General features: G+C 71.2%; 20 protein-coding genes and 1 riboswitch. Of the genes, 10 read left to right on the top strand and 10 right to left on the bottom strand.

The window, feature by feature from the left end; all coding sequences use genetic code 11:
* Positions 1–173: 173 nt before the first annotated feature.
* The gene (locus N801_RS05700; RefSeq protein WP_035934636.1) at positions 174–1,733 is read left to right on the top strand and encodes a M28 family metallopeptidase; all 1,560 of its coding nucleotides are present in this window, start codon (positions 174–176) and stop codon (positions 1,731–1,733) included.
* Positions 1,734–2,281: 548 nt separating this feature from the next.
* Here N801_RS05700 and N801_RS05705 read toward each other — a convergent pair.
* Entirely contained in the window at positions 2,282–2,656 is a 375-nt protein-coding gene (locus tag N801_RS05705) for a type II toxin-antitoxin system PemK/MazF family toxin (protein ID WP_156996496.1), read from the bottom strand.
* Positions 2,601–2,834, bottom strand: coding sequence for a YlcI/YnfO family protein (locus tag N801_RS05710; RefSeq protein ID WP_035934651.1), 234 nt, complete (start codon positions 2,832–2,834; stop codon positions 2,601–2,603). The genes N801_RS05705 and N801_RS05710 overlap by 56 nt, the downstream gene beginning before the upstream one ends.
* 214 nt (positions 2,835–3,048) lie before the next feature.
* On the opposite strand from N801_RS05710, the gene N801_RS05715 reads away from it, so the two are divergent.
* Positions 3,049–3,525, top strand: a complete 477-nt coding sequence (locus tag N801_RS05715) for an SRPBCC family protein (protein WP_156996498.1) — start codon at positions 3,049–3,051, stop codon at positions 3,523–3,525.
* 49 nt (positions 3,526–3,574) lie between these two features.
* The gene (locus N801_RS05720; RefSeq protein WP_035934662.1) at positions 3,575–4,162 is read left to right on the top strand and encodes a hypothetical protein; all 588 of its coding nucleotides are present in this window, start codon (positions 3,575–3,577) and stop codon (positions 4,160–4,162) included.
* A 163-nt stretch (positions 4,163–4,325) separates the two neighbouring features.
* Here N801_RS05720 and N801_RS05725 read toward each other — a convergent pair whose 3' ends face one another.
* The 4 genes from N801_RS05725 to N801_RS05740 all read right to left on the bottom strand — a co-directional run bounded on the left by N801_RS05725 (position 4,326) and on the right by N801_RS05740 (position 7,781).
* Positions 4,326–5,066, bottom strand: coding sequence for a GAF and ANTAR domain-containing protein (locus N801_RS05725; protein WP_035934663.1), 741 nt, complete (start codon positions 5,064–5,066; stop codon positions 4,326–4,328).
* Entirely contained in the window at positions 5,044–6,438 is a 1,395-nt protein-coding gene (locus N801_RS05730) for a PP2C family protein-serine/threonine phosphatase (RefSeq protein ID WP_084108286.1), read from the bottom strand. Before N801_RS05730 ends, N801_RS05725 begins: the two co-directional genes overlap by 23 nt.
* Positions 6,439–6,533: 95 nt before the next feature.
* Positions 6,534–7,568 carry a zinc-dependent alcohol dehydrogenase family protein gene (locus N801_RS05735; protein WP_035934670.1) on the bottom strand — a complete coding sequence of 345 codons (1,035 nt, stop codon included), beginning with the start codon at positions 7,566–7,568 and terminating at the stop codon, positions 6,534–6,536.
* 12 nt (positions 7,569–7,580) lie between these two features.
* A complete protein-coding gene (locus N801_RS05740; RefSeq protein WP_035934679.1) occupies positions 7,581–7,781 on the bottom strand; it encodes a hypothetical protein in 201 nt (66 codons plus the stop codon).
* 74 nt (positions 7,782–7,855) lie between these two features.
* Here N801_RS05740 and N801_RS05745 point away from each other — a divergent pair, with 74 nt between their 5' ends.
* The 6 genes from N801_RS05745 (at position 7,856) to N801_RS05770 (ending at position 11,559) form a co-directional block, all read left to right on the top strand.
* The gene (locus N801_RS05745) at positions 7,856–8,323 is read left to right on the top strand and encodes a MarR family winged helix-turn-helix transcriptional regulator (RefSeq protein ID WP_035934775.1); all 468 of its coding nucleotides are present in this window, start codon (positions 7,856–7,858) and stop codon (positions 8,321–8,323) included.
* A gap of 185 nt (positions 8,324–8,508) precedes the next feature.
* Positions 8,509–9,225 carry a hypothetical protein gene (locus N801_RS20575; protein ID WP_052112648.1) on the top strand — a complete coding sequence of 239 codons (717 nt, stop codon included), beginning with the start codon at positions 8,509–8,511 and terminating at the stop codon, positions 9,223–9,225.
* Positions 9,222–9,644, top strand: coding sequence for a phage holin family protein (locus N801_RS05755; RefSeq protein ID WP_035934687.1), 423 nt, complete (start codon positions 9,222–9,224; stop codon positions 9,642–9,644). The genes N801_RS20575 and N801_RS05755 overlap by 4 nt, the downstream gene beginning before the upstream one ends.
* Positions 9,641–10,258: a DUF3618 domain-containing protein gene (locus N801_RS05760; protein ID WP_052112649.1), complete on the top strand. Its 618-nt coding sequence runs from the start codon at positions 9,641–9,643 to the stop codon at positions 10,256–10,258. Before N801_RS05755 ends, N801_RS05760 begins: the two co-directional genes overlap by 4 nt.
* Positions 10,259–10,445: 187 nt before the next feature.
* Entirely contained in the window at positions 10,446–10,943 is a 498-nt protein-coding gene (locus tag N801_RS05765) for a hemerythrin domain-containing protein (protein WP_035934695.1), read from the top strand.
* The gene (locus N801_RS05770) at positions 10,927–11,559 is read left to right on the top strand and encodes a DUF2231 domain-containing protein (RefSeq protein WP_084108290.1); all 633 of its coding nucleotides are present in this window, start codon (positions 10,927–10,929) and stop codon (positions 11,557–11,559) included. Before N801_RS05765 ends, N801_RS05770 begins: the two co-directional genes overlap by 17 nt.
* A gap of 57 nt (positions 11,560–11,616) precedes the next feature.
* Here N801_RS05770 and N801_RS05775 read toward each other — a convergent pair whose 3' ends face one another.
* Entirely contained in the window at positions 11,617–11,859 is a 243-nt protein-coding gene (locus tag N801_RS05775; protein ID WP_035934700.1) for a hypothetical protein, read from the bottom strand.
* 290 nt (positions 11,860–12,149) lie between these two features.
* Between N801_RS05775 and N801_RS05780 the strand changes: the two genes are divergently transcribed.
* Positions 12,150–12,962 carry a sigma-70 family RNA polymerase sigma factor gene (locus tag N801_RS05780; protein WP_052112651.1) on the top strand — a complete coding sequence of 271 codons (813 nt, stop codon included), beginning with the start codon at positions 12,150–12,152 and terminating at the stop codon, positions 12,960–12,962.
* Between the two features lie 19 nt (positions 12,963–12,981).
* Here the strand turns inward: N801_RS05780 and N801_RS05785 are convergent, their stop codons facing one another.
* The 3 genes from N801_RS05785 to N801_RS21520 all read right to left on the bottom strand — a co-directional run bounded on the left by N801_RS05785 (position 12,982) and on the right by N801_RS21520 (position 15,696).
* Positions 12,982–13,563: a DsbA family oxidoreductase gene (locus N801_RS05785; protein WP_052112652.1), complete on the bottom strand. Its 582-nt coding sequence runs from the start codon at positions 13,561–13,563 to the stop codon at positions 12,982–12,984.
* A gap of 86 nt (positions 13,564–13,649) precedes the next feature.
* Entirely contained in the window at positions 13,650–14,489 is an 840-nt protein-coding gene (locus N801_RS05790; RefSeq protein WP_035934716.1) for a C40 family peptidase, read from the bottom strand.
* 5 nt (positions 14,490–14,494) lie between these two features.
* Positions 14,495–14,647, bottom strand: a riboswitch (cyclic di-AMP (ydaO/yuaA leader).
* Between the two features lie 185 nt (positions 14,648–14,832).
* Positions 14,833–15,696 (bottom strand): VldE C-terminal domain-containing protein, encoded by an 864-nt coding sequence (locus N801_RS21520; protein ID WP_052112653.1) that lies wholly within the window; start codon positions 15,694–15,696, stop codon positions 14,833–14,835.
* Between the last annotated feature and the right edge of the window lies 1 nt (position 15,697).

Here is a 15,697-nt window from a genome sequence, read left to right on the forward strand (position 1 = left end):
GCCCCAGCCATCCGCGCCAGCCTGCCGAACGTGCGCCGCAGGTCGGGGCTCATCTCGCCGGGCTCTTCCTCTCGCTCACCAATCTCCATACTCTGGCATTCGTTCACGGTTCCTCGCGGCCGGTCAGCGTCGGGCCACCACCTGGGCTACGCCTCGGACACTTTGGAGATCTCATGCCTCGAACCCCCCGGCGGATCGGCGCCGCCGTCGTCGCCGCCGCTGCCGTGTCGCTCGCCTCTACACCGCCGGTCCTGGCGGCCTCGCAAGCCTGCGACACACGCGTGAACAACACGCATGCCAAGCTCATGGAGTGCATCACGCTTGAGGGGGTGCGCGAGCACCAGGCAGCCTTCCAGCAGATCGCGAACGAGAACGACGGCAATCGGGCCGCGGGGACCTCCGGCTACGACGCGAGCGTCGACTACGTCGTGGACCGGATGGAGAAGGCGGGGTACAACGTCACCCTCGACGAATTCCCCTTCACCTACGTCGCGGCCGCAACGTTGCGCCAGACCGCGCCGGTCACCGCCACGTACGAGACGGGTCCCTACACCGGGACCGGCTACGGCACCGTCTCCGCGGCCGTCACCGCAGTGGACATCAATCTCGTACCGCCGCGCGCCAGCACGAGCGGGTGCGAGGCATCCGACTTCGTCGGCTTCCCGGCCGGCAACATCGCCCTCATGCAGCGGGGCACCTGCCCGTTCGGGGTCAAGGCTGCCAACGCCCAGGCCGCAGGCGCGAGCGGTGTCATCATCTTCAACCAGGGAGACACACCACTGCGGGAGGCCCTCATCGTCGGCACCCTGGTCCCCAGCGTGGTCACCATCCCGGTCGTTGGAGCGTCCTTCGCGAACGGCGTGGCCCTCAGCCAGCCCGGCTCGACCGCTTACATCAACGTGCCTGCGCCGGTGCAGACCACCCAGGTCAATGTCATCGCCGAGAGCCGCTGGGGCAACCCCGCCAACGTCGTCATGGCCGGTGCGCACCTCGACTCCGTGCAGGCCGGGCCCGGCATCAACGACAACGGCTCCGGCTCCGCCGCACTCCTCGAGACGGCCGAGCAGATGTCCAAGGTCCGACCGGTCAACGCCGTGCGCTTCGCCTGGTGGGGAGCCGAGGAGGCTGGTCTGATCGGGTCGACCCAGTACGTCGCCGGGCTGTCCGAGCAGGAGCAGGACCGGATTGCCCTGTACCTCAACTTCGACATGGTCGGATCGCCCAACCACGTGTTCTTCATCTACGACGGTGACGACTCCGACACCGTCGGTGCGCCCGCGGGCCCGGAGGGTTCGGCCCAGATCGAGAAGACCTTCGAGGCCTACTTCGACTCACAGGGCGAGCCGTACAAGGGCACCGACTTCTCCGGACGCTCCGACTACGGTCCGTTCATCGCGGTCGGCATCCCGTCCGGTGGTCTGTTCACCGGTGCCGAAGGTGTCAAGACGGCTGAGGAGGCCGCCATCTGGGGCGGCACGGCGGGAGCACAGTACGACCCGTGCTACCACCTGGCCTGTGACACATACGCCAACAACAACAACCACGCGCTGGACGTCAACTCCGACGCGATCGGGTACAGCGTCCTGCAGTACGCGATGAACTCCTCGGACGTCAACGGGCTCTCGGGCAAGGGCAACTTCCCCGTCGCTCAGCCTTCGGGTGGCCCGGCGGGACTCCCGACGTCGGAACAGGGTGGCCTGCACGACCACGAGCACCCGCTCGAGACCCTCTGACCGACGTGCTCGCCGCAACGGCGGTGAGTGCAGAAGCAGTGAGCTCGAGGCACTGACCCGTGAGACCGGTGCCGGCTCGTCCACCAGGACGGGCCGGCACCGTCGTCTGGGTCAGAGCGGGGCCAGGGCGCCAGCATTGAAACGCACCCCAGTGCCGCATATTGCGATGGTCGCCGAGCCAGACCATCACGGAATCGTGGGTGCGTCGACTGGAAGCGAAGAGCTGGCGACCGGGAGTCCCGCAGATCGGTCACGGGCGTCAGTGTGTCCGTTGTCCCGCAAGGGCTCTCGCCCAAGCCTCAGATCGTTCCCGACCGTCCGGACATGCCGCATGAAACGAGTCACCGTCGAGCCCCATGCTCCCGCCATGGACGCGCACCGCACGCTTGGGCCCGTCGGGAGCATGTTGCCGGCGCTGGCTCTCCTGCTCATGGCTGCTTCAGGTCTCGCCCGCCCTCGGTTCGTCCCTGGAGCGACTCGGACGCTTCGTCATCGACTTCCTCTGACGGACCAAACGTCCGGAGGTGCCGCACGGTGCGCGGCTCCTCCTATTCGAGCAGGGCTACCTCCAGGTCGTAAGCCAACACCACGGCACGCGCCAGCTGAGCCTCTTGGTCCGCGTGCAGGTAGCCGATCGTGCGTCCAAGAGCACTCGCGGGGACGGTGAGGACGTTGTCCAAGGACACCGCGCATCTTCGCTCGAGTCCGTTGTCAGGTCCGACCAGAACTTCGCTGGACAAGCCTTTCATGGTGCTGGTGATCGGGGCGACCGTCACCTTGTTCATCGCGTCCCGAGCGACCTCTCGAGTCAGCACGAGGGCCGGCCGCGTCTTGTCGAGACGGACCAGAACGATCTCGCGCACGCGCTCAGTCGTCCAGAGCTGCGTGGGCGCCCGTCCACTCGACCAGGTCGTCGAGCTCATCGGCCGCACCCTCGGAGCGGAGGATGTGTGCGTCGTGCTCTGCCGCCAGACGTCGCATCTCACGCTCCAGGGCGGACGCGACGAGCGCCGCCCTGCTGGGCGCCTTGCCGGTCGCGACGCTGCGGTCGAGGAACGCAACCATCTCGTCGGGCAAGCGGACCGCGATCTGCGTGCTCATGCCGTCATGGTACCGCACTGCATCCCAGATTGGGATGCAGGAATGGGGAGCGCCCGGTGAGCCTTCCTTGTACTGCGTCGAGGGCGGGCCTTCGGCCCGACCCGACGCTCCACTGTCCCACCCGGGACCAACGGCCCTCTCGCGTCCGTCGTTTCCCAGCGATGCTCTGGGGTAGCAGGACGAGGGCACGGAGGGAAGTGGTCTGGTGGCCCGCATGACTGGAGAAGTGACCATCGCAGCGCCGGTCGGCGAGGTCTTCGACATGGTCGCCGACGAGCGCAACGAGCCGCGGTACAACCCTCGAATCGTCCGTGCCGAGATGGTCGGTGAGGGGCCTGTCGGGCTGGGCTCACGCTTCGTGGCTGCCCCCAGGGGCATGGGCGCCAAGGGCGAGATGACCATGGAGCTGGTGGAGTACGACCGACCCCATCATGTGCGCACCGAGGTCCGCTCGCCCTACCTGCAGGTGGAGGGCACGGTGACCTGCGCGCAGACCGATGGCGGGACGCGGCTGAGGTGGGACTGGGACATGCGCCTGCTGGGGCCGATGCGGGTGTTGTCCCCGGTGCTCGCGGTCATCGGCCCCCGGTGGGAGCGGCGGAACTGGATGGGCCTCAAGGAGTACATGGAGTCCGGTCGCAGGGTGGAGTCAGAAGGGGGAGCAGGCCCCGGTCGTCGGGGGATCCCCTGAAGGGCCGGAGGCAGGGGCGCCCACGTCCGATCCGGTCTACCCTGCCGCCATGGCCGACGTCACCGTCAAGTCGCTCACACCGGAGACCTTCGACGACTTCGCCGCCCTCGTCGAGCGCAACAAGGGCATGTTCGCCAACTGCTGGTGCACCTGGTTTCATCCCGATGACCGCGGTCCGGGCAGCACCGTCGAGGACAACCGGGCGTTCAAGAAGCGCCTCGTGGACGAGGGGATCGCGCACGCGGCGTTGGTGTACGACGGCGACCTCGCCATCGCGTGGGCGGAGTACGGCACACCCGAGGAGCTGCCTGCCATCCACCACCGCAAGGAGTACCTCGCCACCGCCGAGCGACTGCCCGACTACCGGATCACCTGCATCCAGGTCGAGAAGGTCCACCGCGGCAAGGGGTTGGCGTCGGTCGCTCTGCGCGGAGCCGTGGACCTGATCGCGCAGGCGGGCGGTGGCGTGGTCGAGGGCTACCCGCACGACACCGGCGGGGTGCGGAAGAAGAACTCGTCGTTCCTCTACAACGGCACCCGCACCATGTACGAGCGCCAGGGCTTCACCTACGACCGGCCCAAGGGCCTGGGCAACTGCGTCATGGTGCGCAGGGTGGCCCCGAGCCCGGGGCACTGAGGCGAATCTCCCGACCCCTCCGCACCGCGCGCCACACCCTGTCAGGTCGTTGCCCCGAACAGGGTTCAGGCGGGGTTTCGGACCGCGTGCCGGAGGTGGACCACGCCGCTGTCGAGCCGTCGGTGATCCAGCAGCTCACCGAGGTGCCTCCCTGGCCGAACCATCACTCCGTGGGCTCGAGCGGGTCGGTCAAGGAGGCGTAGAAGTTCACCTTGTCCGCGACGGCGCCCAGCTTCACGTTGAACTCCGTGCTGATGCGCTGGAGGAGATGAAGTGCCTCACCGCTCGTGATTCCCTTGGTGTCCATCACGATGCCGACAGCAGTGGCGATGTGCCGACTGGACGCGAGCGCGTCCAGGAGGTCCGTCTGGTCGCGCTGGTGGCGACCGCCCTCGACCGCGAGTGCAGCAAGCGGAACGACCACCGAGGCCACGGTGATGTCCTCCTGCGTGAAGGTACGCGCCAGCTTGGAGTAGAAGTTGATGGCTGCGTGGTCGCCGCCCTCCAGCGGCAGACGCAGGCTCAGCATGCTGCGAATTCCCGTGGCGGCGGTGCAGCGAGGACCGAACGTCGGCCACCGCGCGTCAGTCGAGACGTCCCCTGACAGCAGGGCCGCTGGTCCGGTCGCGGCGTCGAGGCACGGTCCTTCACCGATCCGGTACTGGAGCACGTCGACGTTCTTGGGGACGTCGTCCGAGGCGCCGAGCGTGACAGCCGACTGGCCGGCTCGGATCAGGGTGAGCCCGGCGTGCTGGGCGTGGGGGACGGCAAGCGTGGCCATGCGGATCACATGGTCGGGGCTGACCGCCTGCGTGGATCCGGCAAGGGCGTCGACCATCCTCTTGAACTGCTTCGCCAGCTCGCGCACCCGCTCGGAGTCGTCAGGTTCGGGGGTCTGATCCATCCGGCACTCCGTTCAGGCGCGGGGCCGCTCCGCCAGCAGCCGTCACGCCTTCAGCGTAGGACTTCGGGCTGGTACGCCCTTGCTCGGCGCCGGCGGTCGTGCGCCGCAACGCGCCGTGACCCCCGTGCCAGTCCAGGACCATGAGCGTGGCGTCGTCGGCCAGAGCACCGTCCGATAGCATCACGACCGCGTCCGTGAGGACCCGGGTCGCCTCGCGGGGATGCAACGTCCGAGTCCGGGTGATCTGCGCCGACACGTCGAGGGTCGCGGCATCGCGTTCGAGCATCCCGTCCGTGACCAGGACCAACCGATCCCCCGGCCGCAGCGGGATCTCGGTGGACCGATAGGCGGTGTCGGCGAACAGGCCCAGCGGCAGATCGACCGGCAGGGTGACGGCGGTGGTCGCTCCGTCACGGCACAGGTACGGCGCAACGTGACCCGCGTTGACCATCGAGAGGACGCCTGTCGTGAGGTCCACGCGCCCCACCATGCCGGTGGCGAAGCCCTCGGCTCCGCTGGCGGCCGCATGATCGACCATGGCTGCGTTCGCGGCGGCCGCCTGCTCCACGAGCGAACCGCCCTCGCGGCGGGTGTTGCGCAGGCTTCCCACGCACAGCGTGGCCGTCAACGCACTGTCGACACCGTGACCCATCGCGTCGGTCAGCGACAGGTGCAGCACGTCACGCCCCAGGCTGTAGTCGAACGTGTCGCCCCCCACGGATGCCGCCGGTTCCAGCCACGCCGACAACGTGAACGCGCCGGCTTCGCAGGTGAACGCCGCCGGGAGAAGCCTGCGCTGGATCTCCGCGGGCAGCGAGAACGTGGCGCTGCGTTGGGCCCATTCGAACAGGTCGGTGTGCCGCCGGTTCGCGATCACCACGAACGCCAACACGTGCCCGATGCGCGCCATCTGCGCCAGGGCGGACGCATCGGGAGCCGCTGGCAGCGACAGCTGCAGGAGCCCCAGTGCCTCACCACGTTCGGTCACGGGCACGAGCACCACCCACCGGGCGGGGTGTCCAGGGGGGCGCTCCGGTGTCGGCGGGAGGACCTGCACCCTCTGGGTACGCAGCGCCGCCGCCACCGGGCCGTGGTCGAACTCCACGACGACCGCCTGCTCGCCTCCGTCCACCCGGACCACGTCTTCGCGCCCGCCCAGACCCTGACTGGCCAGCTGGTCCTCGGAGGCATCGTGGGACATGCGCACCAGTGCGCGCCCCGACAGGTCCGCGATGAGGAAGAACGCCGACGAGGCTCCGAGACTGTCCGCCAGGGCCTCCGTCACGGCCTCCACCGCCTGGAGCGGCGACGCGTCCTCCGCAGCATCCAGCACCCGCCCCAACGGCTGGTCCGGCTGGACGGCATCACTCATGACTCGGACCTTATGACCTCGACACCGAGCCCGGCTCGCGCTGCGACGACATTGCCTCGACCGCGTGACCGCGGAGCACGAGGAAGGGCCCCTGGTCAGCGCGCAGGGTCGACCATCGTCATGCCCGCCACGGTGGCCGTGTCGAAGACGGGCAGCAGGGCGGCTGCCTCGTCCAGCCCGATCGTGCGCTCGACGAGCTGCTGCGGCTGGAGCCGGCCCTGCTCGATGAGGGCGAGCATCCCGGGGTAGTCGACGGCCGCCATCCCGTGGCTCCCGAGCAGGTCGAGCTCCCAGCCGATGACTCGCGCCATCGGCACCCGGGGGTGACCACCGACCGGCGGCAGGAGACCGACCTGGACGTGTCGGCCCCGGCGTCGCAGGCTGAGGATCGCGTCGGCACAGGTCTGCTCGCTCCCCACGGCGTCGACGGCGACGTGGCTGCCACCACCGGTGAGCTCGATGACCGCGGCAGGGACGTCGGTGCCGGCGAGCAGCACGTGGTCGGCGCCCAGGCGGGAGGCGACCGCAAGCGCCTCCTCGTTCCGGTCCACGGCGACGACTCTCGCGCCGAGCGCCCGGGCGATCATCACGGCGCTCAGCCCCAGGCCCCCCGCGCCGACGACGGTCACCCACTCCCCCTCGACCACCCGCGCCCGGTCGACCAGGGCGCGGTATGCCGTCGCAAAACGGCACCCGAGGCTCGCCGCGGTCGCGAACTCGACCTGCGGCGGGACGGCGACGAGGTTGGTGTCGGCCGCGTGGAGGGCGACGTACTCGGCGAACGACCCCCAGTGGGTGAAGCCCGGCTGCTCCTGGCGAGGGCACACCTGCGCCTGACCGCTCGCGCACCACTCGCAGGTCCCGCAGCCGGAGACGAACGGAGTGGTGACACGGTCCCCCACCCGCCACGTCGTCACGGCGCTGTCCACCGCGACCACGACGCCGGCGAGCTCGTGGCCGGGGACGTGCGGGAAGGCGATGTCGTCGTGGCCGGCCCACGCGTGCCAGTCGCTGCGGCACATGCCCGTGGCCATGACTCGCACCACGACTCCTCCCACGGGTGGCGTGGGATCGGGCACGTCCCGGACCTCGGGTCGGGCTCGGACGGCATCAACGACCATGGCGCGCACCGTCCCATGGTGTCAGGGGTGGTGCGGCGCCTCGCGCTCGAGCCGTGCCGCACGCGCTGCGGCGACCTTGGCCTCGCGGCGGCGCTTCAGCCGCGCCTGCGGGTCGGAGCCGGGACTGAGCTGGGCCGGGCCGAAGACGTGCAGGCCCGCGTACTTGATCCGGTACATGATCCGGTAGCCCAGCGACAGGCCCTCGCGGTCGGCCTTGGCCATGGCGACATCCTCTATAGTGAGTGCGGCAACAGTTAGGCCACTCACCATAGCCGACCTCGGCAGGACGGATGACGATGTCCCGCACGCGCGCGCCTCGACCCACGGTCGAGGTCGACCTCCTCGCCCTCGACCGTCAGGTCTGCTTCGCGCTGGCCGTCGCCTCCCGCAACATCGTCGGCCTCTACCGCCCGCTGCTGGAGCCCATGGGGCTCACCCACCCCCAGTACCTCGTGATGCTCGCCCTGTGGGAGGAGTCGCCGCTGCGGGTCTGCGAGATCGCGGACCGCCTCAGCCTCGAGCCGGCCACGCTCTCCCCACTCCTCAAGCGGCTCGAGGCGGCCGGCCTGCTCACTCGCGGACGGGACACCCGGGACGAGCGCGCCCTCGCGGTCTCCCTCACCGCCGCCGGGCGGCGGCTCAGGTCGAAGGCCCTGAAGGTGCCGCCCGCGGTCATCGACCGGCTGGGCATGGACCTCGGTGACCTCGAGGCCATCCGCGACCGCCTGGGCGTCCTCATCGAGGCGACCCGCCGCACGGCCTGACCGGCCCACCGCACCTGACGGTCCGACCTGCGCGGATGCCGTATGCCGTCCTGTCGGCTCACGTCGTCACTCGCCGTCCACCGCACGCTCTCATGTCTTCGCAGGTCAGGGGTTTGGCGTCGACGGGCACCGGGTAGGCGGCCCTCGACCGTCGACCGACGACGGCACCGAGAGGAGGGGCACACATGGACAACCAGACCACCACCCCGCAGAGCCCGGCGGACCGTGCCCAGACGGTGGGCCACGACACCAGGCAGGCGGCGCAGAACGTCGCGTCGACGGCCGGCGCCGAGGCGAAGCGCACCACGCGTGAGGCCACGGAGCAGGCCCGCCAGCTCCTCGGCCAGGCCCGCACCGACCTGACCGACCAGGCCGCGGCCCAGCAGACGCGTGCAGCAGGCGGTCTGCGCGAGCTCAGCGACCAGCTGCAGTCGATGGCGCAGGGAACCGGCGACGACGGCATGGCCAAGGGACTCGTCGAGGACGTGGCCCGAAGGGCGAGCGAGGCGGCCACGTGGCTGGACCAGCGCGACCCGGGCAGCCTCCTCGAGGAGGCTCGCGGGTTCGCGCGCCGCCGGCCCATGGCGTTCCTCGCGGCCGCGGCAGGGCTGGGCGTCATCGCCGGGCGACTGAGCCGCAGCCTCGTCGACGAGGCCAGGGACGACGCCTCGTCCGGCACCCCCACCGTGTCAAGGACTCCGGCCGCCGCAGGGGCGCCGGCACCGCTCTTCACCGAGGACGCCGGGACCGTGCCCATCGCCCCGACCACGACGGCACCCACCGGTCAGATCCCCGAGCTGCACCGCACCACGCAGCCGGTCGCGCCCGACGGCACCCCGAGCCCGATCGACCCCGAGGGACGGCTGACCGCCGCCGACGACCTCGGCGGGGGTGGGCGATGACCGAGCCGCACACGCGTCCGGACCTCCCTGACGCGTCCCTGCGCTCCGTGGGCGAGCTGCTGGGCGACGTCACGAACGACCTGTCCACCCTGCTCCGGCAAGAGGTCGCCCTCGCCAAGGCCGAGCTCAAGGAGACCGGCGACCACGCCAAGGCGGCCGGCGGGCTGTTCGCCGGCGCCGGAGTCGCAGGGCACCTCGCCCTGATCTTCCTGTCACTGGCCCTGTGGTGGGCGCTCGGCGACCTGCTCGACAGCCTGGGGTGGTCGGCGCTCGTCGTCGGCGTGCTCTGGGCCCTCGTCGCCGCCGTGCTGGCCATGCAGGGCAGGAAGCGCATGCAGCGCGCCACCCCGGTCGCCCCCAGGACCGTGGACACCGCCAAGGACATTCCCGATGCACTGAGAGGACGAGAGACATCATGACCACGACCAACCAGGACCCCGAAGCCATCCGCCGGGACATCGACCGCACCCGCGGCCGGCTCAGCGAGGACGTCGACGTCCTCGCCGAGAGCGTCACCCCCAGCGCCGTCGCCAGGCGCACCGCCGCCCGGGCGTCGGGTCGCGCCAGCCGACTCAAGGAGAGCGTCATGGGCACGGCCCACGACACGGCCGGCACCGTCACGAGCACCGGCTCCGACGCGGTCCACGGAGCGGCGGACGCCGTCGCCTCCGCCCCCGACATGGCCCGCCGCCAGGCCAGGGGCAACCCGCTCGCCGCGGGCGCCGTGGCCCTCGCCGCCGGGTGGCTCATCGGCTCGCTCCTGCCGGCCACGGACAGGGAGCGCGAGCTCGCCTCGGCGGCCAGGGAGCAGGCCCAGCCACTCGTCGACGAAGCCACGTCGATGGCCCAGGACGTCGCTGACCACCTCAAGGAGCCCGCGCAGGAGGCCGTCGAGTCGGTCAAGGGCACCGCCCAGGAGGGCGTCGAGAACGTCCGCGGCGAAGGCGCCTCTGCCGCGCAGGACGTCAAGGAGACGGCCACCAGCACCGGCAGCGACGACGGGCGCGGCACCGCCTCCTCCCCGACCACCTGAGCGGGCGGGGCGCCCGGGTGCCCACGACGACCCCTCTGTCCGGAGTGAGCGGACGGAGGGGTCGCTCGCGTGGCAGCGGGCGGCTCCAACGCCCCCGCGTTTCCGCGGTCGCGTCCCGGGGTAGTGCCACCACATCCGGCCGGGTGCCATTGCGCCCGGCCCCCACGTGACCTCGAGGAGACCGCACATGTCGCAGGACGCCATCGTCATGCTCAAGGCCGACCACAAGGAGGTTCGCGCGCTCTTCCGCGAGTTCCAGAAGTCGACGACCACCGACGCGCGCAAGGGCAGGCTGGTCGAGCAGATCATCGAGCTCCTCACGGTGCACACCTACATCGAGAACGAGGTCATGTACCCGCGGGTGCGTGCCCTGCTGCCCGACCTCGAGGACGACGTGCTCGAGTCCTACGAGGAGCACCACGTCGCCGACGTGCTCGTCATGGAGCTCGTCCCGATGTCTCCGAAGGACGAGCGCTTCGAGGCCAAGACCACCGTCCTCATCGAGAACGTCACGCACCACATCGAGGAGGAGGAGCAGGACTGGTTCCCCAAGGTCCGCGAGGGCCTGTCCCGCACCCAGCTGCGCGAGATCGGCGCCGAGCTCGCCGAGGCCAAGAAGCGCGCGCCGCGCCGCCCGGAGCAGCCGAGCGCCCTCAAGAAGACCGTCGATGCCGTCCTCGCCTGAGTCGGGGGTCCCCGGGCCGGTCGCGACCAGGCCCGGGACGACGCCGGCCCTCGTGACGGCGACCCAGCGACTCGAACAGGCGACGGCACTCGACGGCCCGCGCCGGTTCTACGGGATGCTCGCCCGACCACTGGAGCGCTGGTCGGGCAGTGAGCTGCTGCGCTCAGGCCTCGTCGGGCACGCCCTGCACCCCGTGCTCACCGACGTGCCACTCGGGTGCTGGACCGCCGCCTCGATCCTCGACCTCGGTGGGCGCCCGTCGGACCGCCAGGCCAGCCGGCGACTGGTCGGAGCCGGACTGGCCGCCGTCGGGCCCACCGCCGTCACCGGCCTCGCCGAGTGGGCGCGCACCGGACGCGAGGCACAGCGCGTGGGTGCACTGCACGGCGCCCTCAACGTCGTGGCGACGTCGCTGTACCTCACCTCCTACGTCGCTCGCGGTCGTCGGCGACACGGGCTCGGCGTCGCGACGGCTCTGGCCGGCGCAGCGGTCGCCGGAGCCTCGGCCTACCTCGGCGGACACCTCACGACGGCTCGCAAGGTCGGCAGCCGGGATCCGGCCTACGCCTCCGACCGGGTCCAGGACGAGCTGGGCAGCACCGTCGCCGGATCGTGACGTCGGGCTCGTGACGTCACGGGCCCGTGACGACTGACGGACCGCTCGCCACTCGCCCTAGGGGCGGCTGCGCTCCTTGGCCGCCCGGCGACGACGTCGCAGCTCGCCGACGATGCGGTCCTGCTCCCGCGTCAACGCAGCCCTCGCCGTCTCACCGGCGTCGCCATCGCGCAGTGCGGCTTCGGACGCAGCGAGGTCGGTGAGGAGCTCGCGCACCGTCAGTGACTGCATCTCCATCCGCGGGCGATGACCTCGCGAGCGGGTCACGTCCACGATGTCGATGACGTCTGGTTCATCCATGCCTGGTTGCCTCCACGACGTGCCGGGCGGTCCGTCTCCTTGAGGTCCGACCCGGTCATTCCCCCCTCAGTACCCACCGGCCGGTCGCCTACGCGTCGGCCGGTGCGGGTCCGCGCCGATCCACCGTCGGCCATCGTGTTCGCACCACGCAAAGTCCCGGTGGTCCAAGGCCCCGATGCCCTCCCTGCGGCGATATGGTCAATGGGTCCGGAGTGGAGATCGAGCCCCCCTGTCTCCCTTGTTCTCCACGGTCCGACAGCGGTGCCGCCACTCTTCCCAAGGACGAGCGCATGGCTGCCGCCCCACCCACCCTCGTGCCGACCAGCTCCCACTGGCAGCACACCATCGACCCCCAGGTCGAACCCCTCGCCGAGCGCTGGGCGGCCACCCGCGACCCCGTGGTCCGGGCCGACCTGCTGGAACGCATCGTGCTCATCGCCCTTCCGGTGGCAGACGCCCTCGCCCGGCGGTACCGGTTCCGGGGCATCGAGGACGACGACCTCGAGCAGGTGGCCCGCACCGCCCTGGTCAGGGCCGCGACCCGCTACCGCCCCGGCCAGGGCCACGGGTTCATCGCCTTCGCCGCGCCGTCGATCACTGGTGAGCTCAAGCGATGGTTCCGCGACCACGGCTGGGCCGTGCGCCCACCACGGCGCCTGCAGGAGCTGCGACCGCTGCTCGCCGGCGAGGAGGAGCACCTGAGGCACTCGCTCCTGCGGGAGCCGTTGGACAGTGAGCTCGCCCGTGCCCTCGACATCACCGAGGATGACGTGACGGAGGCGAGGGTGTGCGCGGCGGGTTACCAGGCCGCGTCGCTCGATGCCCCGAACGCCGCCGGCACCAGCCTGGCCGACCGCGCCCTCGTCGCACCCTCCGTCTGCGAGTGGATCGAGACACGGGAGGCCCTGCGGTGGGCGGTCGAGCGGCTCGACCGGCGCCAGCGCCTCGTGCTGAGGCTGCGGTTCGTCGACGACCTGACCCAGGCCGAGATCGGCCTGCGCATCGGCGTCAGCCAGATGCAGGTCTCCCGGATCCTGCGCACCGTCATGACGTCGTTGCGGTCCGCGCTGGCACAGGAGGACCTTCAGCACCCCGTCGCCTGACCGGTGCGCCGGCCGGGCGTCAGACCGCCGCGGCTCTGTGGATGAGCGCCAGGTAGTCCTCGACCTCGACCGGGCCGGCGCAGTGGATCTGCCCGTCCACGAGCAGGTGGGGCGGCCCGGTGATGCCGGCAGCGCGCGCGGCGTCCGCATCGGCCGCCACCTGCTCGGCGAACGCCGACGACGCGAGAACCTCCGAGACGCGGTGCTCGTCCAGACCGGCCTCGCCCGCCAGCCGCTGGAGCACGTGGTGCGACTCGACGTCGAGGGCCTCACGGAACACCGCGGCATACAGCCGCTCGAGCATGGCCGACTGGAGCGCCGGCCCGCCCAGCTCGTGGCCGAGCGCCACGAGGCGGTGGGCGTCCGTGGTGTCCGCGGACGGCGGCTCGCTCAGCGAGATGTCGAGGCCGTCGGGGCGGGTCCGCACGGCAGCCTGCTCGAAGTCGTCGGCGGACAGGGCCGCACCCGGCAGTGCGTGGTGGTGGATGACGACGTCAGCGGGCCGTTCGGAGGCGGCGACGGCCGCCTCGAGGCGACGTTTGGCGGCATACGACCAGGGATCGGTCACGTCGCCCCAGAGGTCGAGCACGAGGTCAGCCACCCCCTCACTCTGGCACACGACGGCGAACGCCCCCAGACCACGCGGGATCGGGGGGCGTTCGTCAGGCGGGTTTCCTGGGGGTCGGCTCAGAACCGACCGAAACCGGTGGGGGTGCCCCACATGTTGCGCTCGCTCGAGAACTTCCCGGGGCGCGGGGAGTCGATCATCATGTCGCCACCCGTGAAGATGCCGACGTGGTAGGCCGGGCTGCCGTAGAAGACGAGGTCGCCGGGGCGGGGGCTCGTCACGCGGGTGGCCGCACGCTGCTGCGCGGACGCGGTGCGCGGGATGCTGATCCCGGCCTTGCCGAAGACGTACTGCGTCAGGCCGGAGCAGTCGAAGCCGGCCGGAGTGCTGCCGCCGTAGACGTAGGCGATGCCGAGCAGGCCGCGGGCGATGCTGACGACCCGGCTCGAGGACTGGGTCACGGCGACGCGCGCGGCGGTACGGCTCGTCTGCGTGGTGCTCGATCCGGTCGGGGTGTCGGTGCTGGTTCTGGTGCTGGCGCTGGTGCGCGCCTCGCTCCGCTCACCGGCGGCGACCAGACGGCTCTCGCGCGGCTGCTCCACGCGGACGACCGGCTTCGGCTTGGGCTTGGGCTTCGGCTTGGGCTTCGCGACGGCCTTGACGCCGACGACGCCGACGATCTCCGCCCTGACCGGGGAGGAGGCGGCCGGGGCGCTGATCGCGGGGGCCGAGACGGCGACCGGGCCGGGAGCAGCCTGGGCAGCGGTCACGCCGACCGGGGCGGCCTCGGGGGCAGCCGCCGCCGGCAGAGCGAACGCGGCGACGAGACCACCGGAGGCGGCGAGCACGGCGGACGCCTTGGCGCCGGTGACACCGACCCGTGAGGCGATGGTCGACAGTTCGGAGACGGGGTTGTGTCGTCCCGGCGCGCGGTGGCGCCCATGGGTGGAGTGAGCCACGGTGATGAACCTCTCGATGCCTACGAGGTGAGCTGTCGGGTTCGGGCGTGAGGTCTGCCCGGCCAGTCGTGACTGGCTTCACCCCAAGGACCGACCTGGCTGGTCGGCCCACGATTGGGTCCCCCGCTCCTGCCAAGCGGATTGCGCTGCAGTCGACGACGGTGGCAGGACTCGGCATATCCGTCTCGACGGTTCACCCCAGGGGAGGACGAACCCGAGCCACGCTACCCAATCGGTCGCGCGAAGTCACGTTTGGGTCACGGCAGCCGGTTCGGGGAACCCGCACGTGGCGAGGGCGGGGAGCCGGTCCGGCCCTCCCGCCCTCGTCGTCACCCTCGCGGGATCACTCCACGGAGATGTGCACGTGGTCGTAGTGGTTGGCCGTGACCGAGCCACGGTCGTCCATGGCGCGCCAGCCGGAGGCGCCGGCGAGCCAGATGCGCTGCTTCCAGATGACGTAGGTGATGTTGTAGGCGCCCATGTTGTTGATGGCCCACTGGGCCACGGCGTCGCCGCGGGACCCGGTGACCATGACGTCGACGGCCCTGCCAGAGCCGTGGTCGCCGCCGCCGGCGCGGTAGCCACCGATGTTGGTGATGCCGAAGTTGGAGCGGATCGCCGAGTACACCTTGGCGGCGTTGTCGCCCAGGCCCTTGGCGCGGCCGGCGTCGTAGTAGGCCATGGAGGACCCGCTGCCGGACGAGCCCGACGACGAGGTCGAGGTGCGGGCCGACGAGGTGGACCTCGTCGGGGCCGACGTCGCCGCAGCCTTCTTCGCGGCCTTCTTCACGGGAGCCGCCACCGGCTTCGGCGTCGGCTTCGGCTTCGGGGCCGGCTTCGGCTTCGCGACCGCGGTGACACCGGCGGTGCCGGCGGACACGGCGGCGCTCTCGGCCGCTGCGGGGGCGCTGAGCGCGGTCCGGGCGGTGGGCACCGCGCTGCGGGCGGCGCTGCGCGAGGTCGTGCCGCTCACGGCCTCGGCGCGGTCACGGGCGACGAGGGCCGAGGTCCGGCTGGAGAGCTCGACCTGGTCGGTCGAGGCCTGGACCGGGATCGCGATGGCGGCTGCCACGCTCGAGGCCAGGCCGAGGCCGACGAGGGCCTTGACGACGGTGGGGCGGGAGACGGACGAGAGGGTCGTGAGGTCGGGCAGACGTCGGGACGTCTGCGCACGGCGGCGACCGGCGCGGGAGACAGGGGAGAACACG

The sequence above is a fragment of the Knoellia aerolata DSM 18566 genome, assembly GCF_000768695.1.
Classification (GTDB): domain Bacteria; phylum Actinomycetota; class Actinomycetes; order Actinomycetales; family Dermatophilaceae; genus Knoellia; species Knoellia aerolata.